The organism is Caballeronia sp. SL2Y3 (assembly GCF_022879575.1).
GTDB lineage: Bacteria > Pseudomonadota > Gammaproteobacteria > Burkholderiales > Burkholderiaceae > Caballeronia.
Window position 1 is genome coordinate 2143652 of record NZ_CP084260.1, and the last position, 26774, is coordinate 2170425.

The window sequence follows — 26774 nt, forward strand, 5'->3', positions numbered from 1 at the left end:
AACGAAGGGAGGCTTTGCGAGCGCATGCCGTATCGACTGCCCCATTTGCACAAGCCCGGCCCGCAAGGCGCTATCCGCGTCGGCTGCGCGGGCTGGGCGCTTTCGAGCTCGGTCCAGTCGAGCTTTCCCGACGAAGGCACGCATCTCGAACGCTACGCACGCGTGCTGACGTGCGTCGAAATCAACTCGAGCTTCTATAAGCCGCATCGCGAGCAGACTTACGAGAAGTGGGCGCAAAGCGTGCCCGACTCGTTTCGCTTTTCGGTGAAGCTGCCCAAGGCGATCACGCACGACGCGCGGCTCGCCGACACGAACGCCCTCATCGACGAATTTCTGGCTGCCGCCGGCAAGCTGGGCGACAAGCTCGGCTGCTGGCTCGCGCAACTGCCGCCGAGCCTCGCCTTCGAACACGATCTGGCGGATGCCTTCTTCAAGGCGCTGCGCGAGCGCACGAAGCTGCCGGTCGCGTGCGAGGCGCGCCATCCGAGCTGGTTCACCAAAGAGGCGGCGGCGCTTTTGAAAGCGCATCACATCGCATATGTGGACGCCGACCCGATTCCCGACGACTGCGAAATCAAGCATCGGGCGGACACATCTCTCGTCTACGTGCGGCTGCACGGCTCGCCGGATCTCTACAAGTCTTCGTACGACTTTCCGTATCTCGACGATCTCGCGCGCACGCTGCAAGCCCGCGCGAAAAAGACGCCCGAGGTGTGGTGCATCTTCGACAACACCACGCTCGGCCACGCGCAGCCCAACGCGCTGCATGTGATGGAGCGTCTGCATCTTCATCATCGGAAGGCGTAGTGCCCTTCCGCTTCTGCTCATTGCTTCCGAAGGAGATTCGCTGATGCACAAGCCGGCACGACGCATCGCTCGCCTCATTCGAGCCACGATGCTCGCCACGATTGTCTCGGCGGCGCTGCCCGCCCATGCGCAGGACGCATCGCCGCCGGCCACGCCTGCGGGCGACGGCACGTTCCTGCTGACCATCTTCCTCAAGCACGACGAGTCCAAGCCGTTGCCGAAGATCAACCAGCAATTGAAGGAACAAGGCTACTTCAAGACGTTTCCGCCGCCGGGCGTGGAAGTGGTCTCGTGGTACGTGATGATGGGCATCGGGCAAGTAGTGACCTTGCGCGTGCCGGCGGACAGGCTGCGGGAAGTGAATCGCGCCATCGAGACGACCGCGTGGGGCGGATATCACACGGAGTTCTACCCGACCTACGACTACAAGGCCGCCGCGCAGAAGTTACGCGACGAGATGAATAAATAGCGTGTCGATGCACGAAAAAAAACCTGCATCGCTGCAGGTTTTTTTCTGGCATGGCGCGAGCCCCTTGCGAGACTCGCACCGATGTAATCGGGCCGAAGCCGTCTTACATGTCCATGCCCATGCCGCCCATGCCGCCGGGCATGCCGCCAGGCATCGGAGCATCTTCCTTCGGCAGTTCGGCGACGGCTGCGTCGGTCGTCAGCAGCAGGCCTGCCACCGATGCCGCGTTTTGCAGCGCCGTGCGCGTCACCTTGGTCGGGTCGACGACACCGGCTTCCACCAGGTCACCGTACTCGCCGGTTGCCGCGTTGTAGCCGTAGTTGCCCGAACCTTGAGCAACAGCAGCCACCACGACCGAGGCTTCTTCGCCGCCGTTCGTGACGATCTGGCGCAGCGGCTCTTCCATTGCACGCAGAACGATCTTGATACCTGCGTCCTGGTCGGCGTTAGCGCCCTTCAGGCCGTCGATTGCACGGCGTGCACGGATCAGCGCGACGCCGCCGCCAGCCACGATGCCTTCTTCCACTGCTGCGCGCGTTGCGTGCAGAGCGTCTTCGACACGTGCCTTCTTTTCCTTCATTTCGACTTCGGTTGCAGCGCCGACCTTGATCACTGCCACGCCGCCGGCCAGCTTGGCCACGCGCTCTTGCAGCTTTTCACGGTCGTAGTCCGACGTCGCTTCTTCGATCTGCTTGCGCACTTGCTTCACGCGAGCTTCGATGTTCACGGCTTCGCCAGCGCCGTCGATGATCGTCGTGTTTTCCTTGCCCACTTCGATGCGCTTGGCTTGACCCAGCTCTTGCAGCGTCGCCTTTTCCAGCGTCAGGCCGGTTTCTTCCGCGATGACTTGACCGCCGGTCAGGATCGCGATGTCTTCCAGCATGGCCTTGCGACGGTCGCCGAAGCCCGGAGCCTTCACGGCAACCGTCTTCAGGATGCCGCGGATGTTGTTAACGACGAGCGTTGCCAGAGCTTCGCCTTCGACGTCTTCAGCGATGATGAGCAGCGGACGGCCGGCCTTCGCGACTTGTTCCAGCACCGGCAGCAGATCGCGGATGTTGGAAACCTTCTTGTCGTGCAACAGCACGAACGGGTTTTCCAGAACGGCGACTTGCTTGTCCGGGTTGTTGATGAAGTACGGCGACAGGTAGCCGCGGTCGAACTGCATGCCTTCCACGACGTCCAGCTCGTCTTGCAGCGACTTGCCGTCTTCGACGGTGATCACGCCTTCCTTGCCGACCTTGTCCATGGCTTCAGCGATGCGCTCGCCGATGGACGTGTCGCTGTTCGCCGAGATCGAGCCGACTTGCGCGATTTCCTTGTTCGTCGTGCAGGGCTTGCTGATCTTGCGCAGTTCTTCGATTGCTGCGGCGACGGCCTTGTCGATGCCGCGCTTCAGGTCCATCGGGTTCATGCCCGATGCGACGTACTTCATGCCTTCGCGAACGATGGACTGTGCGAGCACGGTAGCGGTCGTGGTGCCGTCACCTGCGTTGTCGCTGGTCTTGGAAGCGACTTCCTTGACCATTTGCGCGCCCATGTTCTGGAGCTTGTCCTTCAGTTCGATTTCCTTCGCGACCGAGACACCGTCCTTGGTGACCGTCGGGCCGCCGAACGAACGCTCGAGCACGACATTGCGGCCCTTCGGACCCAGCGTGACCTTGACCGCGTTGGCCAGAATGTTCACGCCTTCGACCATCTTGGCGCGTGCGGAATCGCCGAAAGTGACTTCTTTAGCTGCCATATCCAGACTCCTTGATTCGATTCAGTGTGCCGGCTCGCTGCCCTTTCGGCGCGAAGCCCGGCGTACAGGAAGAATGCTTACTTGTTGACCAGAACGGCCATGATGTCTTCTTCGCGCATGACGAGCAGTTCCTGCCCGTCGACCTTGACGGTCTGGCCGGCGTATTTGCCGAAGAGCACGCGGTCGCCCACCTTCACGTCGAGGGCGTTTTGCGTGCCCTTGTCATCGCGCTTGCCCGGGCCGACGGCCAGGACTTCGCCTTGATCCGGCTTTTCTGCCGCTGCTTCCGGGATCACGATGCCCGATGCGGTCTTGGTTTCCTGGTCCAGACGTTTGACGATGACGCGATCGTGCAAAGGACGAAGGTTCATACACACTCCTCTCTTGAATGAGACTGAAAACGCGGGAAAGCCCGTCTTTTGGGCTGCGCCCGCCGGACGGAAATCTTGTTAGCACTCTCGTGCAGTGAGTGCCAATTATATGGACCGCATTTGACAATTTCAAGGAGGGAGCGAAAGTGGGGTCGAGATTGGCGTGGTTTTGGGGATTAACTTGCGATCAGTGCGGCGAACGCACGGACGAGCCGATGCCGCGGTTTAGGCGGCGGTCCGCGCAAACGTCGCGTCACGATCGACGGGAGGGTAAACGCGGGTATTGATAAGCACCGTCCACTTGCCTGCCGCGCATCCCGGCGGAAGCGAAGTCCGCGCCGAGACAGCTTGCTCGCCAGACCGAGCGACACGTTCAGCTCGGATTGCCCCAAAGATCGTCAACCGCGCGGATCGCCAGCAAGTAGCCGTTCGCGCCCGCCCCGCAGAACACCGCAGTAGCCGCCACCGAGATTGTCGAGTGACGGTATTCCTCCGAGCGCCGGTGAATGTTCGTTATGTGCACTTCCACGACCGGGCGGCTAATCAGCTTGACCGCGTCGAGCACCGGAATTCGCCCGAACGAGAAGCCGGCCGGGTTGATGACGAGCGCCGCGTCCTGCAGGAAGGCTTCCTGAATCCAGTCGATCAACTGGCTCTCGCTGTTGGTCTGACGGAACACGCAATCCAGCTTCAGTTCTTCAGCGAGCGTAAGACAGTTCTTTTCGATGTCCTTCAGCGTCGTATGTCCGTAAAGGTGCGGCTCGCGCGCGCCCAGCATGTTCAGGTTCGAGCCGTTGAGAATGTAGAGTTTGCGAGTCATGGTTTCAGTGTGTGGCGCTACGTTCGAGGGCGGTGTCTTTGGTTTCCCGCGACGTCGCGATCATGAGGAAGGAGAGCAGATTCAACGAGCCGCAGACCGCGACGATCGCCCAAGGCGAACCATGAAAGGCATTGAGCAGCGCGACGGCGACGATCGGCATCGGTCCACCGGTGAGCAGATTGGCCCCCGAGTAAGACAGAGCGGAGCCCGTGTAGCGCGCTTCGGTCGGGAACGATTCGGCGAACCACACCGGCTGAATGCCGCTTTGAAACTGCGTGAAGCCCAGGAAGGCGCCCATCACGGCCATCGTCAACGCGACCGAGTGCTGGTTGAGGATCGGAAAGTAGATGAGGCAGCAGACCAGCGTGCAGAACGAGCCGATCATCAGCGCGCGCTTGCGTCCGATCCGGTCGCTCAGATAGCCACCGGCCAGCGCGCCCCCAATGGCACAGACGTTCGCCACCATCAGCAGCATGAAGCCGGTCTGCTTCGGCACGCCGAGGTTCTTCGTGAGATAGCTGAGCGAGAACACCACGATCAGATAGAAAAGCGCCGCCGGGCCGCAGAAGAACAGCGTCAGGCGAAGCGCGGTCCGCCAGTGAAACTTGAAGACGATGCCGAGCGGGTTGGCCGAACGCGCGCCTTCGCCCTTCTTTTTGAGCGCCTCGAAGGCCGGCGTTTCGCTCACCTTCATGCGGATATAGATGCCGAGCAGCACGAGCACGAAGCTGGCAAGAAAAGGAATCCTCCATCCGAACGATTCGAAGTCATCGGCCGAAAGGAGCGCGGAAAGTGCGAACAGCGCGAAATTCGCGAGGATCTGGCTGAGCGGCGAACAGATGCCGAGCAGGCCCGAATACAGCCCGCGCTTGTTCGCGGACGCGTGTTCGACCGCCATCAGTTGCGCGCCGGTCGATTCGCCGCCGAGCGCAAAACCCTGAACGATGCGCAGCGAAACCAGCAAGGTCGGCGCGAGAATGCCGACCTGCTGATACGTGGGCAGCAAACCCATCAGGAACGACGACGCGCCCATCACCGAAACCGTAACGAGCATCAGGTTACGGCGTCCCCAGCGGTCGCCGAGCATGCCGCAGATCACCGCGCCGAGCGGACGGGCGGCGAGTCCCGCCCAGAAACTCGCCAGCGAGGCCAAAAGCGAAGCGGTCGGGTCGAGCGACGGGAAGAAGAGCTTCGGGAAGATCGTGGCCGCGACCACGCCGTACAGCGCGAAGTCGAACCATTCCAGCGCCGTGCCGACAGTGGCGCCCGCCACTGCGCGACGCGCCATCAGATGAGCCTGCGGCGAGCGCTCGCTCGCAGCCGAGTTCGGGTCAGCGGTAACTGCCATGGGTGTCTCCTGAATATTTTCGTGTCTATGCCGTGCGCTTCTCGCGACGAACAGGTGTTATTGTTTGCGCTGCGAAAGCCCGGCGTTCCGCACCGGAACTGCATTTCACATCACAAAACCGACGAGCGATGTCGCTGAAAAACGGCCTGAGAGTGCTGGATTTCCTCGCGTCGCAAGGCGAGGGCGCGGGACTCGTCGAGATCGCCGATGCGCTCGGCATGCCGCGCAGCTCGTGTCATCGCGTGCTGACCGAACTCGTCGAGAGCGGCTATGTGCGGCAACTGACCGAGCACAGCCGCTATATCCTGACTATGCGCATGACGTCGAATGGCCTGGAATTCCTGAGCCTGACGGGTATCGCCGATATCGCGCAGCCGATCATCGAACGCGTCGCGGCGCAAACCGGCGAACTCGCGCGGCTATCGCTCGTGGACGGCGATGCGATCATCTGGGTCGGCAAGGCCGACGGTCAGCGGTCCGGCTTTCGTTACGATCCCGACATGGGACAGACGGCGCAGCTTTCGTGCACATCGACCGGTCACGCATGGCTCATGACGATGTCCGATGAACAAGCGGCTGCGCTCGTTCTCAAGCAGGGCTTCGGTCAGCCGAACGAGTTCGGCCCTCATGCGCCGACCACGCTAAAGGCGCTGCTCGGGTTTCTGCACGCTGCGCGGGTGCGCGGTTACGCGATGATCGACGAAGTGTTCGCGCCGAAAATGTCGGCGGTCGCGGCGCCTGTCGTGAGCGGCTCGCGTTGCGTCGGCGTCATCAGCCTGGCGGGTCCGCGCGTGCGGCTGACGGCCGAAAGGATTCACCAGTATTCGGTGCTGTTGCGCGAAGCGGCCAATGAACTCGCGCAATTGAGCAATATGGCTGGATTCCCTACTCGACCGCCGCTCGGCAAAGGATGAGCAGGAACGAGTCGACCGAGCTCCGGCCGGCGAATCGGTGCTTCGAAGGAACTCTTTCAATGTGTCGGCGCGGACGGCCGGGCCACCCTCGCCCTTTCCGATCGAGAGCACGGCCCTATCCACGCAAAATGGACACGCCGTCTTCGTCATGCACAATATCCGCGCCTAAGAACGCGGAGAATGGCCCGTGGGCGTCAACTTCGACCTCAACGACTTGCAGGCATTCAGAGCTGTGGTGGAACTGGGCAGCTTTCGAAAAGCAGCCGAGGCGGTGAACATTTCCCAGCCAGCGCTGAGCCGCCGGATCGACAAGCTGGAGGAAGCGCTCGGCGTACGTCTTTTCGAACGCACCACGCGCAGCGTGACGCTCACGACTGTCGGCCGGGCATTCGCGCCGAGCGCGGAGCAGTTGCTGGACGATCTCGATGTCGCCCTGCTCGGCATCCGCGATGTCTCATCGAGCCGATTGGGTCATGTCACCATTGCCTGCGTGCCATCCGTGGCCTACTACTTTCTCCCGAGCGCGGTTGCGAGCTTCCATCGCCGTTTCCCGCGCATCAGGGTCAAACTGCTCGACGCGAGCGCGAACGAGGTGCTCTCCGCCGTTATCAGCGGCGAGGCTGATTTCGGCGTCAGCTTCATGGGAAGCCAGGAGTCCGAGGTCGACTTCAACGTGCTGCTGGAGGAGCAGTTCGTTGCGGCGTGCCGTCGTGACCACCCGCTCGCGCGCAAGAAAAACGTGACCTGGAACGAACTGTACGAGCACGACTACGTTTCCGTGGACAAGACGTCGGGCAATCGTCTGTTGCTCGATCAGGCTCTTTCGGCCGTGTCGCCGCGCGCGCCCAGCGTATGCGAAACGCGTCACGTCACGACCATGCTGGGTCTGGTGGAAGCGGGCCTCGGCGTGGCCGCCGTACCGTCGATGGCCATGCCGGGACGCAATCATCACATCCTCACGAGTGTGCCGCTGGTGGACCCTGTCGTGAAGCGACGCGTAGGCATCGTGAGGCGCCGCGGACGTACGCTCACGCCGGCCGCGCAGGAGTTTCATCAAACGATTCTGGATATGAGAGGCGATGCCAGGAACAGCGGCGCATCAACCGACGACGTCGCCCGACAAGCGCGCCCGAGCAGGAAGCCCGCGTCGTGAGGGTGGCAAGAACGCTTCGTCTGCTCTATGTGCAGGTCGTGCTGGGCATGGTGCTCGGCATGGCGCTCGGGCACTTCTGGCCGCAAGCCGGCTCGCATCTCAAGCCTGTCAGCGACGGCTTCGTCGGCCTCGTCAGGATGATGATTTCGCCCATCGTCTTCTGCACGATCGTCTCCGGGATCACGTCTGTCGCGAGCGGAAAGGCAATCGGTCGCGTGATCTTCCGGGCGCTGGGACTCTTTTATTTCCTGACTGCCGTGGCGCTCGCGCTGGGACTCGTCACGGCCTTTCTGATACGGCCCGGCGCGGGCATGCATATCGACGCCCGAAGTCTCGATACGACGATCCTCGCGCAGTATGTGAAGCAGGCGCATCCGGATGGCTTCGTCGCCTTCGCGCTGAACGTCATCCCCGAAACGATGCTTGGCGCGTTCGACAAGGGCGAGGTGCTGCCGGTGCTGCTGCTTTCGCTGCTATTCGGCTTCGCGCTGAATCTGCATCCGGGTGCGGGCCGGCCTGTGCTCGCGCTCATCGATGGCATCGCGCAAGCGCTGTTTCGCATCCTCGCGATGATCATGCGGCTCGCGCCGCTCGGCGCATTCGGCGCGATGGCTTTCACAGTGGGCCGCTTCGGGATTCACTCGGTCGGCTCCCTCGGCATGTTGATGGTGTCGTTCTACGTGGCGTGCGTGCTGTTCGTCGCGCTCGTCCTCGCTCCGCTTGCGCGCCTGCACGGCTTCGCGCTGTGGCGGCTCTTGCGTTATCTGCGCGAGGAATTGCTCATCGTCCTGGCGACTTCGTCGACGGAACCGGTGTTGCCGCGCCTCATCACGAAGCTGGAGATGCTCGGCTGCGACAAGGGCGTCGTCGGACTCGTGCTGCCCGCAGGCTATTCGTTCAATCTCGACGGCACCGCGATCTATCTCACGCTTGCTTCGATGTTCATCGCGCAGGCGTGCGACGTCTCGCTATCCGCGTCGCAGATCGCGATGATGCTCGCGGTCATGCTGCTGACGTCCAAAGGAGCGGCGGGCGTGGCCGGGAGCGGCCTGGTCGCGCTCGTCGCGACGCTGACCGTGATTCCGGATCTCCCTTTCGCGGGCGTGGCGCTACTGGTGGGTATCGACCGCTTCATGTCCGAAGCGCGGGCGCTCACGAGCGTAATCAGCAACGCGTGCGCGGTGATCTTCGTTTCGATGTGGGATGGCGCCTGCGATCGCGCGCGTCTTGCGCAAATGCTGCGCGCGCCGGCGCCGGGCGACGCCGACGGCGCAAAGGACCACGCGAGCAGTACCTCGGGACGTTGACCGCGCAGCTAGATCAATGCGCGGTGACGCTATCGAGCCCGGTCGATTTCACATCGGCCTGCACGCCGGGCGATGCCAGATAATCGAGAAGCGCCTTCGCTTCCTTCGGATGCTGCGCGCTCACCGGAATGCCGGCGGCAAAACGCGTGACGGACTGCAAAGACTCCGGAATCTTTCCGACGAACGTCGCGCCTTTGACCGGCAGCAACTCGCTCACCTGCTGAAAGCCGATCTCGTAGTCGCCGTTCGCGACGACGGAGGCCACCGGTATGCGCGGAATCATCTTCGCCTTGGGCTTGACCTGATCCTCGATGCCGAGCTTCGTGAACAGTTCGCGCTCGATATAGACACCGCTCGCGCTGTCGGAGTAGGCGATCGACTTGGCATGCAGCAGAGTCTGCCGCAGGCCTTCCGCCGAGCTGATGTCGGGCTTCGCCGCCCCGTCGCGCACGACCATGCCGATGCGCGAGTCCGCCAGTTCCACGCGCGATCCGGGCACGACCTTGCCTTGCTTGATCAGCTCGTCGAGCGCATAACCGACCATGATGACGGCGTCGGCCGGCTCGCCCCGTTCGAGGCGGTTGGGAATGGCTTCGGGCGATTTACCCATCGACGGACCCAGCGCGGTGTCGAGCGTGTTGCCCGTCTCGGAAGCGAACCTGGGACCGAGCACCTTGTATGCCGCGGTGAAGCCACCCGAACTCATGACGTGCAGGTCGGCGGCCTGTACGCTGGACGCAACGGCCGAGGCGGCGATGAGCGCCGCCGCGTAGAGTTTCGAAAGCACATTCTTCATGATGACGTCGTGTAGGGTTCGATAGGCGCTTGTCGCAACGAGCGTCGCATCAGTGCGCCGGAGTCAGCGTTGCTGCGCGCCGGCGATAGAGCGCGAACGTCGCGAGAAGCGCGCAGCCGGCGGCGAAGCTCATCCAGTATCCGGGTGCCGCCTTGTCGCCGGTCATGTGAATGAGCGCCGTCGAGATGGCGGGCGTGAAGCCGCCGAACACCGCCGTCGCAAGGCTGTATGCGAGCGAGAAACCCGCCACGCGCACTTCGACCGGCATCACCTCGGTCAGCGCGACGACCATCGCGCCGTTATACATGCCGTACATGAACGAGAGCCACAGCAGCACGAGCAGCATGTTGATGAAGCTCGGCGCGTGAGCGAGTATCGACAGTGCCGGGTATGCAGTTGCGATAGCGAGCACCGTCATGCCGACGAGCAGCGGCCTGCGGCCGATCTTGTCCGAGAGCGCCCCGCCGATCGGCAGCCACACGAAGTTCGACACGGCTACACACAAAGTCACGAGCAGACTGTCCGCAGTGCTCAGGTGCAGAACCGTCTTGCCGAACGTCGGCGCATAGACCGTGATGAGATAGAAGCTCGAGGTGGTCATTGCCACCAGCATCATGCCGGCGATCACGACGGCCCAGTTCTGGGCGAGCGTGCGAAACACTTCCTTCATGGTCGGGCGATGCTGGCGTGCCTTGAACTCTCGCGTTTCTTCCAGATTGCGACGCAGCATGAAGATGAACGGCACGATCATGCAGCCGACGAAGAACGGCACGCGCCATCCCCAGCTCGCGATGGCCGCGGTGTCGAGCGACTGGTTGAGCATGAAGCCAAGCGCCGCGGCAACGACGATCGCAACCTGCTGGCTCGCCGACTGCCAGCTCGTGAAGAAGCCCTTGCGGCCAGGCGTGGCCATCTCGGCGAGATAGACCGACACGCCACCGAGTTCAGCGCCTGCGGAGAACCCCTGCAGCAAACGTCCGACGAGCACGAGCGCGGGTGCCAGAAGACCGATCGTCGCGTAGCCCGGCACGAATGCGATCAGGATGGTGCCGCTCGCCATGATGGAAAGCGTGACGATCAGGCCCTTGCGTCGGCCGACATCGTCGATGTATGCGCCAAGCACGATCGCGCCCAGCGGACGCATCAAAAAGCCGGCGCCGAAGACGGCGAACGTCATCATCAGCGAAGCGAATTCACTCGATGCCGGAAAGAACACGCCGGCGATTTGCGTCGCGTAGAAGCCGAACAGAAAGAAGTCGAACTGCTCCAGGAAATTGCCGGCCGTTACGCGGAAAACCGCCGCAGCCTTTGAATGTCCCGGCGAGAGGGCTGAAGGTGAGGGATGCATCGATGTGTCTCCTGAAGTCCCGAATGTTGCGGTCTATCCGCTTTTTGTCTTTCGGGGATGATGGACCGTCGCCATCAAAACGATAAGTGCAATCTTCTCAACGATTGATGTTCGGTGGTTATCAATCGGGATGGCCGCGAGCAGCGCCGCCAATGAACGACGAACGCTGTTTTCGCCATTTGCGGCGTATGAAGCGTCTTTACGCGGGCCGTCAACGATAACCGTTTCGTTGTCCGAATGAATTTGCGGGCGCTACGCGGGGCGGTGGAATCGAATGGCGTTCGCGCTCGGCAGGCGCGCTGATCCGCAGTTCAGCGCAAAAGGAGCGTTCAGGGCCCGATGGTCAGCGGCTCGGGGTACTCGTCGGACAGGTTGATAGAGTCCCCAATGAGCCACACAGGGCGGGCGGGGCCGGCGAAGAAATCTTCGCAGCCATCCGGGTGGGCTTGCGAGCCGACGTTCTCGTACTGCTCCGGTTGATCCTTCGCGACATACAGCACCGCCTTGCCGCCCTTGCGTTCTATGGCCGCCGGTCGCAAGGGGCCAAGTGTGAAGGCTATGTATGGCGTACCTGTGCAGCGTGGGCTGGAATAAGCCGGCCGGTTTGCGCTCCAGATCCACGCGTTTGCAGACCGAACGCCGTCCGCCTTCTGGCGGCGGCTGAAGCCGACGAAAACAGGCGCGCCCTTGACATCCATGATGACCCCGCCATCGGATACGAAGTCCGAAGAACTGGATTGCATCGAAGCATCCACGACTGTTCCGACGAGCCTGCCTCGCGCGTCGTACAACCTCGCGGTATGGTCGTGCCTTCCCCTGTAGCCCGGACCCTCGGCAAGCGCCACTGAGGCGCTCGCGGCAAACATCGCGATGACGATCGCACTGCGAGAATTGAACATACTCACCTCGTCGCTGGCACAGGCATCACGGTCACCGGCCTGTCCGCAGTGGTTCGGGATAGAGCTGAGTCAAGTCGATCGTGCTCTCGACCGGCCATGCCCCGTCGTATCTCCGCGGCGTTCCATCGAAACAGCGCGGGGGGGCATCCCCGCTTTCATAGGAGCCGACCGGCACGGCTTCGGAAGTCGTGTCCCGAGCAATAAATAACGTTGCCGTTGTTCCTCTGCGCTCGATCGCGCTCGGGCGAAAGGCACCCTGTTCATAGAAGACGTACGGCGTCCCGCTGCAGTTCTTGCCCGAGTAGGCAAGGCGTGGATACTGCCAGATCCACTCGTTCGAAACTGCGCGTCCACCCGTTGGGGAAGTTTCACTGCTAGAGAAGCCCGCGAATACGAACACGCCCTTCACGTTAAGGACTACCCCGGCCGCGTAGTCGGAGCCCGAGATGTACACCACGTCGCCGACGACGTCACCTCGTGCATCGTAGAGGCGCGCCCGGCCGCTTTGCTGAGCGTGGTGGTGGCCCTCGCCGCGGCGTCCATCGTCCGCCGATGCGTCCAGAGCAACTAGAACAAGAAGGAGCGCCCCTATGAAGACGCGCAGATTTGAACGGGTCACGTAGCCACCTCACTGCGTAAGAAACGCTTCACGTTTTTCACTAGAAGCCGACGCGCAAAGGTTCCGGATATTTACCGGTCAAGTCGAGGGTAGTCTCCACTCGCCACACCGCAAAAACATAGGGATCGCGGCCGACGCACTGTCCGTCGATAAAGCTGGACCGGATGGTATGGTCCTCGGCGCGCCCTTCCGCTCCGACGAAAAGAGTCGCCTTGGCGCCTTCCCTGACGAGCGCGGCTGGCCGCAGAACCGAGTTGGCGAAAACGTACGCGGTGCCCGTGCAATTGCGGCCATCGAAGACAGGCCCCGACGAATCGTCATTCCAAACCATCCGGCTCGCCGAGCGCGGGAAGCCGATCCCTTGAGACACGCGACTGAACTTCACGTAGATCAATGCGCCGTTGACATCGACAACGACCGCGCCGGTGTCGTTGATTGTGCGGCCAATGACGACCTCGCCGACAAGATTTCCTCGCGCATCGTAAAGCTTGGGGATGAGGTGGTGTTCGCTGTGGCGTGTCTCGCGCTCGCCCAGCGCGCGTGGCGCGATTGGTTCGTTCTCGCCGTAGCTAAGCGAGATTCCCACTGTTGCGGAAGCTCCCAGCAAGAACGCGGCGAACAGCCATTTCAATAGGCGTTTATCCACATTGTCCCCTCTGGCTTCTGGGCGGCTAGCCCGCGCTCTCATGATATGCACAACTAGATAAATCTCCAAGCTGTTGACGTGCGCTGAGTCGGCATCGCGTGGTTGGGAGCGCACTCATTGATGTGGATCAAGCCGGCGAGATATCAACGCCCGGCTCTGTGCACGCGATATCGATAAAAGGGCCCATCCGCCTGATGAAAGAGCCTGGAGGGGGACATGCGTTCGCGCGGCACGCTCGCTCCCGTCTTTGCCCTCCCGACAACTGCGGTAGCATAGGCACCTTGCCTCTTCTATGCTGTTCTTAACGAACGCGTTCCCACAGTGCCGACTGCCGCTCTTTCCACAAGCCCAATCGCAAGCCGAGCCGACTCCGAAACATACGCAACGCCCCCGGCGAACGAACGCGTGTCGGTGCTTTTCCATATCGTCGACTTCAACGACGGCGGGATCGAATCGTCACTCATCCAGTGGCTGCGCGTCTTCGATCGCGAACGCTTCCGCGTCACCCTCTCGGTGATGCATTCCTCGCCCGCGTTCGAAAGTCGCTTTCGGGCGCTCGTGCCGCCGGATGTCAGCATCGAGATCCTCGCTGATAAGCAGTGGCTCAATTACTTCCAGACCCGCCGTTACGCACAAAAGCTGAGCAAGCTCGGGCGCGTCGGGCGCGATGTCTTCAACACGCTCGCCGTCCGGCCGTACGTGAAGCGACGCGTCGAAGCGCTCGCACGCCGGCACGCGCTGATCGTCGATTTCGATATGTCACTGCGCCGCCTCGCCGGCCAGTTCGGCACGGCGTGGCTCGGGGTCAATCACTTCAGCTTCGATGCCCGGCTTGGCGCGCGACCGCGCAAGAAGCGCCGGCTCGCGGCGCAGTTCGCACGTTACGACGGCGTAGCCGCGCTCAATCAGCATATGGCCGATGAAGCGCGCCGCATGTTCGGCGACGGCTTGCAGCGACTGTTCGTGCTGCCGAACGCCATCGATATCGAACGCATTCGGCGTGACGCGCTGGTGACCGAAGCGCCAATTTGCGATGCCCCGTACATCGTATCCGTGGCGCGGCTCGATGAGATTCAGAAGGACCATCGGACATTGCTGCGGGCTTACGCGCGGCTCGTGAGTGCCGGCGACGTGGCGGAGCATCTCGTGATTGTCGGCGATGGCGCGTTTCGCGGCGAACTGGAAGCGCTCGCGAAAGAACTCGGCATCGCTGGGCGCGTGCACTTCGCGGGCTATCGCAATAACCCGCATGCGCTGGTCGCCGGCGCACGGCTTCAGGTGCTGAGTTCGCGTTACGAAGGTATGCCGATGGTCCTGCTGGAGGCGCTCGCAGTGGGCATGCCCGTGATTGCGAGCGATTGCCCGACCGGCCCGCGCGAGATCCTTGGCGATGGCCGCTTCGGCATTCTGTTCACGGTCGGAGCGGACGAGGAACTCGCCGAGGCCATGCGCCGCCTGATTACCGACGACGCGTTGAGGCATGACATGCGCTCACGCGCGCTAGAGCGCGCTGAGGAATACGGCATTGCAGCCAGCAACGAGCGTTTTGCAAGATGCGTGTCCGAGCTGAAGAAGGCCAGACGCTAAACGGCCGTTCGGCTTTTTTTCTTCGCGGTTGCGTGACTTCTTTGCGGCCGCGATGCCCAACTCCGGAAAGAAGTACTCCGCCGCCCGCAATGCGGGCTTCACATGTATAGCCTTTGCCACACGACAGGCGCTCGGGGGACCGTCGCCGACCTTCCTGGCTCAAATCACACTCAGTTTGGTGGTACTCCTCCTTCGTTGGCGCAGGGCGACCGCGCGCCCGTCGTGCGCACTGGCGCGTGGCGATTCCATACAAAAAAACGGTCGCCTCCCTTGAAACCCGCCCTTCACCATCCACATAGATGGCGATAGGATGGAAAAGGAATGAGACCACATGCCAGCGCAGCCCACCGACCTCGCCCGCTCCAAAGGCGGCGACACCGAAAAAATCACGATCAACCTCGGGCCCGTCGACCTCGGCCAGATCGACCTGCTCGTGGAAGAAGGCTTTTACTCAAACCGCACGGACCTGATCCGCACGGCGATCCGCAACCAGCTCGCGGTGCACGCGTCCGTCGTCAGCGAAACGGCGACCCGGCGTGCGCTCGTGCTCGGGCTTCAACATTTCTCCAGACAGGACCTGGAAGCGGTGCGCGCAGCCAATGAGCGGCTCAAGATTCAGGTGCTCGGCCTCGCGAGCATCGCCGCCGACGTTTCACCCGAACTTGCTCTCGCCACCATCGAATCGATTCTGGTTCGAGGCGCCCTCCACGCATCGCCGGCCGTCAAGGCCGCGCTTGCAGACCGGATCCGCTGATTGCGGCTCGACCGCCGCGCATCCGAAACCGGATAAGACATGAAACTGAACGAAGGTTTTCTCGACTCGATGAAAGAGGCTTTTCAGCGCTTTCAGGACGGCAACAGCGACGCTGCCACCGACATCGTCAAGCGCGCGATGCGCGGGGACACTGCGCACGCAGACCCCGCCGCGCACGAATCACGGCCCTCGCGCCTCGCCGAACTCTTCAAGACGCCCACGCGCGCCGATCCGCAGCAGGACGTCGAAGATCGCGGGCACTTCAGCACGCGCCGCTACGCCAATGCCGCCGGCCAGCGCGAGTACAAGCTGTATGTGCCGAGCGCTTATGGCGACGAGCCGTTGCCGCTTGTCGTGATGCTGCACGGCTGCACGCAAAACGCCGACGACTTCGCGGCCGGCACGCAAATGAACGCGCTCGCGGAACGGCAGCCGTGCATCGTTGCGTACCCGATTCAGCCGCAGACCGCGAACGCATCCAAGTGCTGGAACTGGTTCAAGCCGTCGGATCAGCAGCGCGACGCCGGCGAGCCGGCGCTCATAGCCGGCATCACGCGCGAGATCATCGCCAGTCACAACGTGGACGCGAAGCGCGTCTACATCGCCGGACTGTCGGCGGGCGGCGCGATGGCGGCGGTCATGGCGCAACGCTACCCCGACCTGTATGCGGCGGCCGGCGTTCACTCGGGACTGCCCGCCGGACGCGCGCACGATCTGCCGTCGGCACTCGCGCTCATGCGCGGCGGCGAAGGTAAGCGCGCGTCGTCGAGCGCCGTGCGTTGTCCGCTGATCGTCTTTCACGGCGATGCGGACGCCACCGTGAACCACGTCAACGCGCGCAGAGTCGTCGAAGGCTTTCGCACAAGCGGGCCGGTGCGCCGCGTATCCGGCGCGCCGGGAACCCGCGAGCATTCGGTGCAGCAGTTCGTATCGCCCGATGGCGTCTCCGCGGAACTGTGGACGCTTCACGGGGCGCCGCACGCGTGGTCCGGCGGCAGCGCGCGCGGCACCAACACCGACCCCAGCGGCCCCGATGCCAGCGCAGAGATGCTGCGCTTCTTTTTCGCACATCCGAGGGACTAGCCGCTTGTGGATCGCGGCGAGTTATCACCGAGAGCCTGTACGCGAGATCGCAACTCACGCGGACGAAGCGCGCTCGGTTGTGCGGGTCGTGAGGCCCGGCATGCCGCCGCGCTGCATTCAGTGGCTCTCGCAGCGTGCTCGGATGTCGGCCAGCACAGCATGGCCGTCCCCGCCGAGTCGTTCATCGCTGTAAGGACCGTCAATCGCCCTGCCACTACCGATTGAGCGGATTAATGCCGTTTCGTCAATTCAGACTTCGCTTAATTAGGGTTTATACCTATAAGCGACAGACGTACACTGCTTCTCAACGACAACGCAGTGCGAGCCCCAAGCTCCTGCGGGGTCCCGCTCAACGAGACACGGAGGTTCATCATGTTCAAGTCAATCGTTCCCGCCATCGTCATCGCGTCCGCGCTGGCTGCTCCTGCTTTCGCGCACGCAGGCGAAAACGGCGCCCTGACCCGCGCGGAAGTGAAGGCGCAACTGGTCGAACTGCAGCGCGCGGGCTACAACCCTTCCAGCGACCGCACGACCTACCCGGCCGCCATCCAGGCGGCGGAAGCCCGCATCCAGTCGGCGCAAGGCGTCGCAGCGACGTCGTTCGGCGGCTCGGCGGACGGCGCGTCGGTGTCCGGCCGCGCGAATCGCCCGGCTGGCGATGTCAACGCGGTCGACTTCAATCGTCCGTAAGCCGTATTGACCTATTGACCGATGCGAAGCCCGGCCCCGCGCCGGGCTTTTTCGCGTTCGCGTCCGCATCTCGTAAGCGCCTAGACAAGCGCCTTACGACGGTCATCTCACTGTAAGCCTCGGATTTTTCGACGTTTTTCGATTCGGTTTTTTCATCGGAGGCTCAGACCGCACTAAAATGTGTGTCTGCTTGTCACACGTTTCGTTTCTGCCGCCTGCCATGCCTATCCCGTCGTCGTTGCGCCTCGTTTTCGTTTCACTCGGTTTTCTCGCGCTCGCTGCCTGCGGTGGCCGCACCGCCACCACGCCCAGCTATCAGCAGGAGTTGTTCAACACCGGCGCGAGTCCCTACGCGCATAACTTCGACGCCACCGTAAAGGAAACCTGCGAGGCCGCGCGCCGCGCGTTGCTCTCGCAAGGCTTTCTCACGACGATGGCGCAGGCCGACAGCGTCGACGCCACGAAGAACTTCCAGCCGTCTGCCGAGACGCATGTCGTCGTGTCGTTCCATGTCGTCTGCACGCCCGGCGAGAACGCGACGAACCAGAGCATCGCCTATGTGAACGCCGTGCAGGACGGCTACGCGCTTAAAAAGAGCGACACGTCCGCGAGCGTCGGCCTGAGCGTGCTCGGCTCGCTTTCGCTGCCGATCCGCTCGAACAGCGACGCAATGGTCAAGATTTCCAGCGAAACCGTGCCGGCGGGCAAGTTCTATGACCGCTTCTTCGGCTTGATGGGCCACTATCTGACGACGGTGCCGCGCAGTTCGCCCATTGCGTCCGATGAAGTCGAGAGCAAGCCGCTCGCGCCCTCGCTGATCGTCAGTTCGCCGGAGCTGACGCCGACGCCGATCGTCGTGCAGGCGCCCGCCGCAGCCGCGACCGCGATTCAGACGCCGGAGGCCGCGGCGGTCACTAAGCAGGAAGCGCAGGCTGCCGCCAGTACGGTGACGGCATCGGCGCCGGTTGCGGCGTCCGCGATGCCCGCAGCGGCCCGTTGAAGATTGCCGGTTCGCGCGTAACCGACGGCGGACTGCTCCGGCAGTGGTGCGCTCGCCGCAGAGTCGCGGTCGCGGCCCACGCCCGCGCGATGCGCTTGGTCCCGATGCGCACCCCACGGCCACGCGAACAAGCGGAGCCGGTCCGTGACGTTTCCGTCGCACAAAACAAAAACGGGCTCCGGCCGAAGCCGGAGCCCGTTCGCGCGCCTCGCCTTGAACGGCTGAGGCTCGCCGCTTATTTGCCGCCGTTTTGCGGGCTCAGCGTGAGCTTGTTCGAGACCGACTGCACGCCCGTCACGCCCTTCGCCACTTCTTCGGCCTGAGAGATCTGCGCGCCTTCCGGCACGGTGCCGGTCAGCGTAACCGCGCCGCCGCGTGCGCGGACGAACACGTTCGACACATCGAAGCCCTGCGCCTTCGACAGCGCGCGGCGCACGTCGTAGCCGAGCTTGCGATCCGTCTTCTTGGTCGCGGCCTTCTGCGCCTTGGTCGGCGCGGCGGATTCGGTGCCGGTGGTGGCCGCCGCATCGCTGGATTGGGCATAGGCGCTCGACGCGACCGCCACGCACACTACGACGCCCAGCGCCTTCAACATATCGACAACTTTCATGGTTTCTCCTTTTGTTTCGCTTGTTGACTTCGCACAGTTGCTGCTTCGCTCGTTTGCACTTCAAGCCGGACAGCGTGGACCGGCCTAAGGCGTACGGCACCGCGCATGCCCGTGGCCGCGCGGCCGGCGGTCCAGGTGGACCGGCGAACCGGCGGCGACGTGCCGCGGATGCTGTCATGCAATGCTGCGAGAGGCTGGCGAAGAAACGAACTCGGCCGTTATTCGGGCGAATGGCCCGTCGGCTCGTCTATGTGTTGTCCTGACGCACGGCGCTGCAGGCGCCCGATGCTGCGGCGCGCGCCCGCCCGACCCAAATAACGGGTTTTCGGGCGGAAGTCCTTGCCGTGCGGCGGCGAACGTCAATTTAGCCCAGCGCGGCCATTAGCGCAAAACATTTAACGACGCGAGGCGCCCGCACGCGACACACGCTTGTCACACGCATGCCGCCGCCGCGACGACAGCCGGGTCGCGGGGGCGTTCGCGTCGCGCGTTCGGGTAAGCTCTCGGGCACGAAGTCGACAGTAGGCACGTGCTTTGGCACCGAGATTTGGCACCAAGATGATTCAATCAGACGGCAACCCCCAAAAGGAACGCCCGCGACGCAGGCCGCAACCGAAAATCGTCGCGCGTTTCGTCGCGGTGTCGTGGCGCGACCTCGCGCTGACGTTCGGCCCGATTCTCGTCGTGGCCGTCGCCGCGCTTTACCTCGCTGTGCGGCTCATTCAGCCCGCGCCGCCGAACACGCTCACCATTGCGGCGGGGCCGAAGGGCAGTTCGTTCTGGAACAGCGCGCAAAAGTACAAGGCGATCCTCGCGCGCAACCGCGTGACGCTCAACGTGCTGGAGACGCAAGGCTCGCTCGACAATCTCACGCGGCTGGAAAAGCCGGATTCGGGCGTCGATGTCGGTTTCGTGCAGGGCGGCATGATGCCGCCGGGCGCGGTGCACGACGACCTCGAATCGCTCGGCAGCGTCGCGTATGTGCCGCTCGCCGTGTTCTATCGCGGACCGGTGGTTTCGCGGCTGTCGGAATTCCGTGGAAAGCGGCTCGGCATCGGCGCGGAGGGCAGCGGCACGCGCGCGCTTGCGCTGACGCTCCTGAAGGCGAACGGCATCGAGCCCGGCGGGGACACGCAGTTGCTGCCGCTGTCCGGGGACGCCGCGGCCAAGGCGCTCGAAGGCGGCCAGATCGACGCCGCGCTTCTGACGGGCGATTCCGCGCAGCCGCCGACCATGGCGAAGCTGTTGCGCACGCCGGGCGTGCGCTTCATGGACTTCGCGCAGGCGGACGCCTACGCGCGCCGCTTCCCTTACCTCACCGAGATCGAATTGCCGATGGGCGCGTTCGATTTCGCCAACAATCTGCCGCCGCGCCCGGTCCACATGATCGCGCCGACCGCCGAGCTCGTCGCCCGCGACAGCCTGCATCCCGCGCTCTCGGACCTGCTCATCGAGGCGGCGCGCGAAGTCCACAGCCGCGCCAACCTGATGCAGCGCGCGAACGAATTTCCCGCGCCGCTCGCGCACGAATTCCGCATCAGCGACGACGCCGAGCGTTATTACAAGTCGGGCAAGAGTTTTCTGTACCGCGTGCTGCCGTTCTGGATCGCGAGTCTCGCCGATCGCGTGCTCGTCGTCCTCGTGCCGCTCGTCGTCGTGCTCATTCCGGCGCTGCGGCTCGTGCCGGGGCTGTATCGCTGGCGCGTGAAGTCGCGCATCTATCGCTGGTATGGCGCGTTGATTGCAATCGAACGGGAGGCGATCAGCGGCCCCGACACCGCGCAGCGCGACGCCCTCCTCGACCGCATCGACGCGATCGAATCGGCGGTCAACCGGATGAAGATGCCGCTCGCGTTCGCGGACCAGTTCTATGTGTTGCGCGAGCACATCGGTTTCGTGCGCGAGCGGCTCGCCGCCGAGGCCGGCGCGAACGCGCAGGCGCCTTCGCGCCGGCAAGTCGCGTCGCGTGAAGACACGGAGCAGCGCAGCACGTAATATCGAATGATTCGATCGCGATAAGCGGTCGGGAGATACGCGGCGCGCGTTCGCCGCACCGGATGCAGGACACGGCGCGATCCGACGAATGCCGATGCGCGAGCGCCGCAGCAACCGAACAGGAACTGAGCGAACGACGAGGCCAGCGCGAGCGCGCCAAAAGCAAGGAGAAACGACATGAGTGCCCCGCATTCGACCGCCGACGGTCGCCCGTACTTTTTTTTCGACTTCATCTCGCCGTTCTCGTATCTGCTTCTCGAGCAGCACGACAAATGGCCCGACATGCCGTTCGAATTCGTGCCCGTGCAACTGCTCAAGCTGCTCGACCGCTGGAAGCAGCCGCACGCGGCCACCATTCCGTCCAAGCGCGTGTTCACGTACCGCCACGCGCTCTTTCGGGCCGAACAGCTCGGCATTCCGTTTCGCATGCCGCCGGCGCATCCGTTCGATCCGGTGAAGGCGCTGCGGCTCGCCGTGATCGCAAACGGCGACATGACGCGCGTGCGCGACATTTTTCGCTTCATCTGGCGCGAGGGGCGCGATCCTTCTTCGCCGGACGGCTTTCGCGCGCTGTGCGAATACGTGGGCATGCCGGAGGCGGAATCGCGCATCGACGACGAAGACGTGAAGGCGAAGCTGCGCGACAACAATGACCGCGCCGTCGCGATGGGCGTGTTCGGCGTGCCGACCTTCGTCGTGAACGATCAGATCTTCTGGGGCGAGGACACGCTGCCGATGGTGCTCTACGTCGCCCGCTCGCCCAACTGGCTGGACGCGGCCGAGGTCAAACGCATCAGCACGTTGCCGATGGCCCGCCCGGAAGCCGATCCGGGCGACACGGCGGAAGTCGGCGGCTGAATCTGACGGCGAACGCGTTGGCGATCTTCGCCTATGCCGCGCCTATGCCGCGCATAGGGCATGCGCTATGGCGTCAAAAATCGGAACAGGGTTAACTTCGGTTGCGGCCGTGCGCCGCGCCGTCCGTTTTTAACCGTTGCCGCACCGACACGGCGCTTCGGCCTCCGGTCTTACGCAAAGCCCATGAACGAACCCGCCGATTCCCTCGACATCTGGCTGATCCGCGTGCTGCGCACGCTGCTTCTGGAACGCAGCGTCACGCAGACCGCGCAGCGCCTGAACCAGACGCAGCCGGCCATCAGCACGGCGCTGCGCCGCCTGCGCGAAATCCTGAACGATCCGATTCTCGTGCGCGGCAAGCAGGGCATGGTGCCGACCGAATACGGCGAGACGCTGCTCGCGCCCGCGCAGCGCGCGCTGCGCGAGGTGGAATTCGTCGCGACGCCGCACGGCGATTTCGATCCCGCCCATTCGCGCCGCACCTTCCGGCTCGCCGCGCCGGATTATCTGAACGATTTCTTCATGCCGACGCTCGTCGCCGCGTTTCGCGACGCCGCGCCCAATGCGCGCCTCGAAATCGAATCGCTGAACCCGATGCGCGATCACGAGCGCGCGCTCGACGAAGGCGAGATCGACCTGATGGTCGCCAACTGGACGAAGCCCGAGCCGCGCTTCGAGCGACAGGACCTCTTCTCCGACGTGTTCGTCTGCCTGATGCGCGCGAACCATCCGCTCGCGCGCGAGCCGCTGACGGTGGAACGCTATGCGCGCGCCGCGCACCTCGCGCCGACGCCGTACAGCGGCGCGAAGCGTCATCCGATCGACATCGGGCTAGCGCGGGCCGGCATTCGCCGGAGAATCGTCACGACGATTCCGTATTTTGGTCTCGTGCCGCAGGTGCTGCTGCAATCGGACCTGATCTTCACCGCGCCGCGCCGTTTCGCGCAACACTATGCCGCGATGCTGCCGCTCGCGGTACTGGATTCGCCGGTGCCGTTTCCGCGCATCAAGTGCTATCGGCTGTCGCAGCCGCAGTCCGATCAATCGACCGATGTGGCGTGGCTCTGCGCGCTGATGTCGCGCGTGTCGGACTCGCTCATCGGCCGAAAGACCGCGCCGGTGCATGACTTCGCTTCGGCCGTCGCCAAATAACGTGCTCACGACATGGACGCTCTCGACCGCTTGATTCAACTCGCGCAGCTTTCCGGCGCGCTCGATTTGCGTTGTCTCCTGCGCGGTCCGCTCGAAGTGGATCACGCGCCCGCGCCGGCCGGCGAGGCGGCGTATCACGTCGTCCTGGACGGCGCGTGCACGGTGTCGCGCAAGGGCCATGCGCCGATCGGCCTGAAAGCGGGCGATATTGTCTTTCTGCCGCGCGGCGACGCGCACGTGCTTCACGTCACGGATGGCGACACACGCGCCGGCGAAATGCAGGCGCGCGACAACGGCGCGGTCACGGTGCGCAGCAATTGCGGCGAAGCGCAGCCGGCGGTGGATTTGCTGTGCGGACGCTTCACCTATGCGCCGCGCGCGCTTCTGATCGACGTGTTGCCGGACGCGGTGCACGTGTCGTTCACGCGCGCGTCCGCGCCGTATCTCGGCCCGCTCGTTGCGGCGATGCGTCGCGAAGCGGAGGAAGCGCAACTCGGCGCGCCATCGATTGTTGCGGCGCTTTCCACCGCTCTCTTTGCGATGGTGCTGCGCGCGTGGCTCGCCGAGCAGCCGTCGCTTTCGGGCGTGCTCGCGCTGTTGGCGCACCGGCGGCTGGGCGCGTCCGTGATCGCGATGCTCGAACGCCCCGCCGATCCGTGGACGCTCGAAATGCTCGCGAAGGAAGCAGCGATGTCGCGCGCCACGTTCATGCGCGCGTTCTCGGCGCATTCGGAAAGCTCGCCGCTCGCGCTGTTGGGCCATGTGCGCATGCAACTCGCGAGCACCATGCTCACGCACACCAAGAAGAGCATCGCGGATGTCGCGGCGAACGTCGGCTATCAGTCGGAAGCGGCGTTCAGCAAGCGGTTCAAGGAAGTGTACGGCGTCGCGCCGGGGAAGTTTCGGGCGGAGCGGGGGTTCGGGGCGTGAGGGGCGCTTAGGCCATTGCGCGTTTCGCGCCCGGCACCGAAGCATTCGACCGCGCCCGTTCTTCCCGCACCCGCAACACCTGCGCCGCGACCGCCAGCGCGATCGACGCCGGCGCTTTATCCGCGATTCCTTCAACGCCGATCGGGCACGTCATCTCGACGAGCCGCGCCTGCGGCAACCCGCGCTCCATCAATCGCCGCTCGAACTTCACGCGCTTCGTCTTCGAACCGATCAGCCCGAAATAAGCGAAGTCGTCGCGCCGCATGATGCGCTGCGTGAGCGCGAAGTCGAGCGAATGATCGTGCGTCATCACGATGAAATACGCCCCGGCGGGCGCTTCATCGACGATCGCGTCGTGCACATCCGTCGCTTCGATCTGCACGTTCGCGGGCACTTCGTCGGGGAAAAGCTCGTCGCGCGCATCGACCCATTGGACGACGCACGGCAGCGTGCCCAGCACCTTCACGAGCGCATGGCCGACGTGGCCCGCGCCGAACACGACGACGTGCATCATGACCGCGCGCTCCTCACCGCGTTGACCGCGCGCAAAATCTCTTCGGACGTCGCGGGCGCATTCAGCGGCGGATTCACCTTGTGGTCGCCGACTGCCGAGACCGCATCGCGGATCGCGAAGAAGACCGAAAACGGCAGCAGCAGCGGCGGCTCTCCCACCGCCTTCGAGCGATGAATGCTGTCCTCCGCGTTGCGATTCTTGAAGAGCGACACGCGGAAATCGGCGGGCATGTCGTTGACCGTCGGAATCTTGTAGGTCGACGGCGCGTGCGTCATCAGCTTGCCGTCCTTGTTCCACCAGAGTTCTTCCGTCGTGAGCCAGCCCATGCCCTGCACGAACGCGCCTTCCACCTGTCCGATGTCGAGCGCCGGATTCAGCGACGCGCCCACGTCATGCAGCGCATCCGCGCGCAGCACACGCATTTCGCCGGTGAGCGTGTCGATCACCACTTCCGACACCGCCGCGCCGTAGGAGTAATAGAAGAACGGGCGGCCCTGCATCGTCGCCTGATCCCAGTACAGCTTGGGCGTCGCATAGAAGCCGTCGGACCACAGCTGCACGCGCGCGAGATACGCCTTCGCGACGACTTCGCCGAACGGAATCGCATCATCTCCGACGATCACGCAGTCGTTCGCAAAGCGCACGCTCGCCGCCGGCACCGTGCCCGCGCCGAACTTCTCCGCCGCGAATGCCGCGAGCCGCTCGCGCAACTGGCGCGCGGCGTCCTGCGCGGCCTTGCCGTTCAAATCCGTTCCGGTCGATGCCGCCGTCGCCGACGTATTCGCCACCTTGCTCGTGTCCGTCGCCGTCACGCGCACGCGGCCGAAGTCGATGCCGAGTTCGTGCGCCACGACCTGCGCCACCTTTGTGTTGAGGCCCTGGCCCATTTCGGTGCCGCCGTGGTTCACGAGAATCGAGCCGTCGGTATAGATATGGACGAGCGCGCCCGCCTGATTGAAATGCGTGACGTTGAACGCGATGCCGAACTTCACCGGCGTGAGCGCCAGTCCCTTCTTCAGAATCTCGTTGTTCGCGTTGAACTCGCGCACGGCTTCCCGGCGGCGGCGATAGTCGCTCGTCGCGGCCAGTTCGCCGATGAGCTCGTGCAGCACGTTGTCCTCGACCGTCTGGCCGTACGGCGTGCGGTTGTTCTCCGTCTTGCCGTACAGATTCGCGACGCGGACATCGAGCGGATCGCGGCCCACCGAACGCGCGATGTTGTCCATGATGTACTCGATCGCGAACGCGCCCTGCGGTCCGCCGAAGCCGCGAAACGCGGTGTTCGACTGCGTGTTGGTCTTGCCGCAATAGCCTTCGATGGCGACGTTCGGCAGCCAGTACGCGTTGTCGAAGTGGCAGACGGCGCGCGTCATCACCGGTCCCGAAAGATCGGCGGAAAAGCCGCAGCGCGAAGTCATGTCGACGGCCACGCCCTCGATCACGCCTTCATCGTCGTAGCCCACTTCGAAGTCGTACACGAAGTCGTGGCGCTTGCCGGTGATCATCATGTCGTCGTCGCGATCGGGACGCAGCTTCACCGGACACAAGAGCTTCCACGCCGCGAGCGACGCGCAGCACGCGAAGATGCCCGACTGCGATTCCTTGCCGCCGAATCCGCCGCCCATGCGCCGGCATTCGACGAGCACGTTATGCGAATGCACGCCGAGCACATGCGCGACGAGATGCTGCATTTCCGTCGGATGCTGCGTCGAGCAGTAGACGTGCATGCCGTCGTCGTCCTTCGGCACGGCGTACGCAATCTGGCCTTCGAGATAGAACTGCTCCTGGCCGCCGAGCTTCATCGCGCCGCGTTCGTGATGCGCGGCCTTCGACATGGCGCTGTCTGCATCGCCGCGAGCGAGCTTCAGCGGATTGAGCACGTACGATTCGGCGCGGCGCGCGTCCTCGGCCGTGAGCACGGCCGGCAAGTCTTCGAATTCGATCGACGCGCGGCGCGCCGCGAGCCGCGCGGTGTCGTGCGACGTCGCGACCACGATGAACATCGGCTGGCCGACGTACTGCACGACGCCCGACGCGAGAATCGGATCGTCGTGGATGATCGGGCCGCAGTCGTTCACGCCGGGAATGTCGTCGGCGGTGAAGACGGCGACCACGCCTGGCGTCGCGCGCACGGCGTCGAAGTTCATCGACACGATCTTCGCGTGCGCTTTCGGGCTCAGCCCGAGCGCGGCGTGCAGCGTGCCCGCGACGGGGGGAATGTCGTCGGTATAGCTCGCGCGACCGCTCACGTGCAGATTCGCGGATTCATGCGGCCGCGAGACGTGGACCTGCTTGAACGCGTCGGCGTCGTTGACGAGGGACTGCGCGTCGGCGAGAAAGGCTTCGGCTTGCTGATTCAT

26 protein-coding genes are annotated in these 26774 nt (G+C 63.9%); 14 read left to right on the forward strand and 12 right to left on the reverse strand.

The features are described 5' to 3' along the window. Positions 1–24: 24 nt before the first annotated feature. Entirely contained in the window at positions 25–807 is a 783-nt protein-coding gene (locus tag LDZ26_RS10085; RefSeq protein ID WP_244847120.1) for a DUF72 domain-containing protein, read from the forward strand. A gap of 43 nt (positions 808–850) precedes the next feature. Continuing rightward, complete coding sequence (locus LDZ26_RS10090) at positions 851–1276, forward strand: hypothetical protein (protein WP_370650608.1); 426 nt, start codon at positions 851–853, stop codon at positions 1274–1276. Between the two features lie 103 nt (positions 1277–1379). On the opposite strand, the gene groL is transcribed toward LDZ26_RS10090, so the two are convergent. The 4 genes from groL to LDZ26_RS10110 all read right to left on the reverse strand — a co-directional run bounded on the left by groL (position 1380) and on the right by LDZ26_RS10110 (position 5499). After that, a complete protein-coding gene (gene groL / locus LDZ26_RS10095) occupies positions 1380–3020 on the reverse strand; it encodes a chaperonin GroEL (protein ID WP_244847121.1) in 1641 nt (546 codons plus the stop codon). A 77-nt stretch (positions 3021–3097) separates the two neighbouring features. Beyond that, on the reverse strand, positions 3098–3391 hold the full coding sequence (gene groES, locus LDZ26_RS10100) for a co-chaperone GroES (RefSeq protein ID WP_159836846.1): 294 nt from the start codon (positions 3389–3391) through the stop codon (positions 3098–3100). Positions 3392–3764: 373 nt separating this feature from the next. After that, a complete protein-coding gene (locus LDZ26_RS10105; RefSeq protein ID WP_244847123.1) occupies positions 3765–4211 on the reverse strand; it encodes a type II 3-dehydroquinate dehydratase in 447 nt (148 codons plus the stop codon). Between the two features lie 4 nt (positions 4212–4215). Continuing rightward, the gene (locus tag LDZ26_RS10110; RefSeq protein WP_244849151.1) at positions 4216–5499 is read right to left on the reverse strand and encodes an MFS transporter; all 1284 of its coding nucleotides are present in this window, start codon (positions 5497–5499) and stop codon (positions 4216–4218) included. A gap of 188 nt (positions 5500–5687) precedes the next feature. Between LDZ26_RS10110 and LDZ26_RS10115 the strand changes: the two genes are divergently transcribed. From LDZ26_RS10115 to dctA, 3 genes are all read left to right on the forward strand, one after another. Further along, positions 5688–6473, forward strand: a complete 786-nt coding sequence (locus tag LDZ26_RS10115; protein WP_244847124.1) for an IclR family transcriptional regulator — start codon at positions 5688–5690, stop codon at positions 6471–6473. A 187-nt stretch (positions 6474–6660) separates the two neighbouring features. After that, a complete protein-coding gene (locus LDZ26_RS10120; RefSeq protein WP_244847125.1) occupies positions 6661–7626 on the forward strand; it encodes a LysR family transcriptional regulator in 966 nt (321 codons plus the stop codon). Continuing rightward, a complete protein-coding gene (gene dctA / locus LDZ26_RS10125; protein WP_244847126.1) occupies positions 7623–8933 on the forward strand; it encodes a C4-dicarboxylate transporter DctA in 1311 nt (436 codons plus the stop codon). The genes LDZ26_RS10120 and dctA overlap by 4 nt, the downstream gene beginning before the upstream one ends. Positions 8934–8946: 13 nt before the next feature. Here dctA and LDZ26_RS10130 read toward each other — a convergent pair whose 3' ends face one another. The 5 genes from LDZ26_RS10130 to LDZ26_RS10150 all read right to left on the reverse strand — a co-directional run bounded on the left by LDZ26_RS10130 (position 8947) and on the right by LDZ26_RS10150 (position 13226). Next, entirely contained in the window at positions 8947–9729 is a 783-nt protein-coding gene (locus tag LDZ26_RS10130) for a substrate-binding domain-containing protein (protein WP_244847127.1), read from the reverse strand. A gap of 49 nt (positions 9730–9778) precedes the next feature. Continuing rightward, positions 9779–11077, reverse strand: coding sequence for an MFS transporter (locus tag LDZ26_RS10135; protein WP_244847128.1), 1299 nt, complete (start codon positions 11075–11077; stop codon positions 9779–9781). 329 nt (positions 11078–11406) lie between these two features. Next, complete coding sequence (locus tag LDZ26_RS10140) at positions 11407–11976, reverse strand: hypothetical protein (protein ID WP_244847129.1); 570 nt, start codon at positions 11974–11976, stop codon at positions 11407–11409. A 31-nt stretch (positions 11977–12007) separates the two neighbouring features. Next, on the reverse strand, positions 12008–12595 hold the full coding sequence (locus tag LDZ26_RS10145; RefSeq protein ID WP_244847130.1) for a hypothetical protein: 588 nt from the start codon (positions 12593–12595) through the stop codon (positions 12008–12010). A 40-nt stretch (positions 12596–12635) separates the two neighbouring features. Next, entirely contained in the window at positions 12636–13226 is a 591-nt protein-coding gene (locus LDZ26_RS10150) for a hypothetical protein (RefSeq protein WP_244847131.1), read from the reverse strand. A gap of 420 nt (positions 13227–13646) precedes the next feature. Between LDZ26_RS10150 and LDZ26_RS10155 the strand changes: the two genes are divergently transcribed. The 5 genes from LDZ26_RS10155 to LDZ26_RS10175 all read left to right on the forward strand — a co-directional run bounded on the left by LDZ26_RS10155 (position 13647) and on the right by LDZ26_RS10175 (position 18355). Continuing rightward, positions 13647–14828: a glycosyltransferase gene (locus tag LDZ26_RS10155; RefSeq protein ID WP_370650609.1), complete on the forward strand. Its 1182-nt coding sequence runs from the start codon at positions 13647–13649 to the stop codon at positions 14826–14828. A gap of 331 nt (positions 14829–15159) precedes the next feature. Continuing rightward, entirely contained in the window at positions 15160–15582 is a 423-nt protein-coding gene (locus LDZ26_RS10160) for a CopG family transcriptional regulator (RefSeq protein ID WP_244847132.1), read from the forward strand. A 39-nt stretch (positions 15583–15621) separates the two neighbouring features. Beyond that, a complete protein-coding gene (locus LDZ26_RS10165) occupies positions 15622–16665 on the forward strand; it encodes a PHB depolymerase family esterase (RefSeq protein WP_244847133.1) in 1044 nt (347 codons plus the stop codon). A 372-nt stretch (positions 16666–17037) separates the two neighbouring features. Further along, complete coding sequence (locus LDZ26_RS10170; protein WP_244847134.1) at positions 17038–17355, forward strand: DUF4148 domain-containing protein; 318 nt, start codon at positions 17038–17040, stop codon at positions 17353–17355. 220 nt (positions 17356–17575) lie between these two features. Then, the gene (locus tag LDZ26_RS10175; RefSeq protein WP_244847135.1) at positions 17576–18355 is read left to right on the forward strand and encodes a DUF2242 domain-containing protein; all 780 of its coding nucleotides are present in this window, start codon (positions 17576–17578) and stop codon (positions 18353–18355) included. Between the two features lie 235 nt (positions 18356–18590). Here LDZ26_RS10175 and LDZ26_RS10180 read toward each other — a convergent pair whose 3' ends face one another. Next, the gene (locus tag LDZ26_RS10180) at positions 18591–18965 is read right to left on the reverse strand and encodes a BON domain-containing protein (RefSeq protein ID WP_244847136.1); all 375 of its coding nucleotides are present in this window, start codon (positions 18963–18965) and stop codon (positions 18591–18593) included. 558 nt (positions 18966–19523) lie between these two features. Here LDZ26_RS10180 and LDZ26_RS10185 point away from each other — a divergent pair. The 4 genes from LDZ26_RS10185 to LDZ26_RS10200 all read left to right on the forward strand — a co-directional run bounded on the left by LDZ26_RS10185 (position 19524) and on the right by LDZ26_RS10200 (position 23900). After that, positions 19524–20960 (forward strand): TAXI family TRAP transporter solute-binding subunit, encoded by a 1437-nt coding sequence (locus tag LDZ26_RS10185; RefSeq protein ID WP_244847137.1) that lies wholly within the window; start codon positions 19524–19526, stop codon positions 20958–20960. Between the two features lie 177 nt (positions 20961–21137). After that, a complete protein-coding gene (locus tag LDZ26_RS10190; RefSeq protein WP_244847138.1) occupies positions 21138–21818 on the forward strand; it encodes a 2-hydroxychromene-2-carboxylate isomerase in 681 nt (226 codons plus the stop codon). 183 nt (positions 21819–22001) lie between these two features. Further along, the gene (locus LDZ26_RS10195; protein WP_244847139.1) at positions 22002–22970 is read left to right on the forward strand and encodes a LysR family transcriptional regulator; all 969 of its coding nucleotides are present in this window, start codon (positions 22002–22004) and stop codon (positions 22968–22970) included. Positions 22971–22982: 12 nt separating this feature from the next. Next, positions 22983–23900: an AraC family transcriptional regulator gene (locus LDZ26_RS10200; RefSeq protein WP_244847140.1), complete on the forward strand. Its 918-nt coding sequence runs from the start codon at positions 22983–22985 to the stop codon at positions 23898–23900. 7 nt (positions 23901–23907) lie between these two features. Here the strand turns inward: LDZ26_RS10200 and xdhC are convergent, their stop codons facing one another. Continuing rightward, positions 23908–24414, reverse strand: coding sequence for a xanthine dehydrogenase accessory protein XdhC (gene xdhC / locus LDZ26_RS10205; RefSeq protein WP_244847141.1), 507 nt, complete (start codon positions 24412–24414; stop codon positions 23908–23910). Beyond that, entirely contained in the window at positions 24411–26774 is a 2364-nt protein-coding gene (xdhB, locus tag LDZ26_RS10210; RefSeq protein WP_244847142.1) for a xanthine dehydrogenase molybdopterin binding subunit, read from the reverse strand. The genes xdhC and xdhB overlap by 4 nt, the downstream gene beginning before the upstream one ends.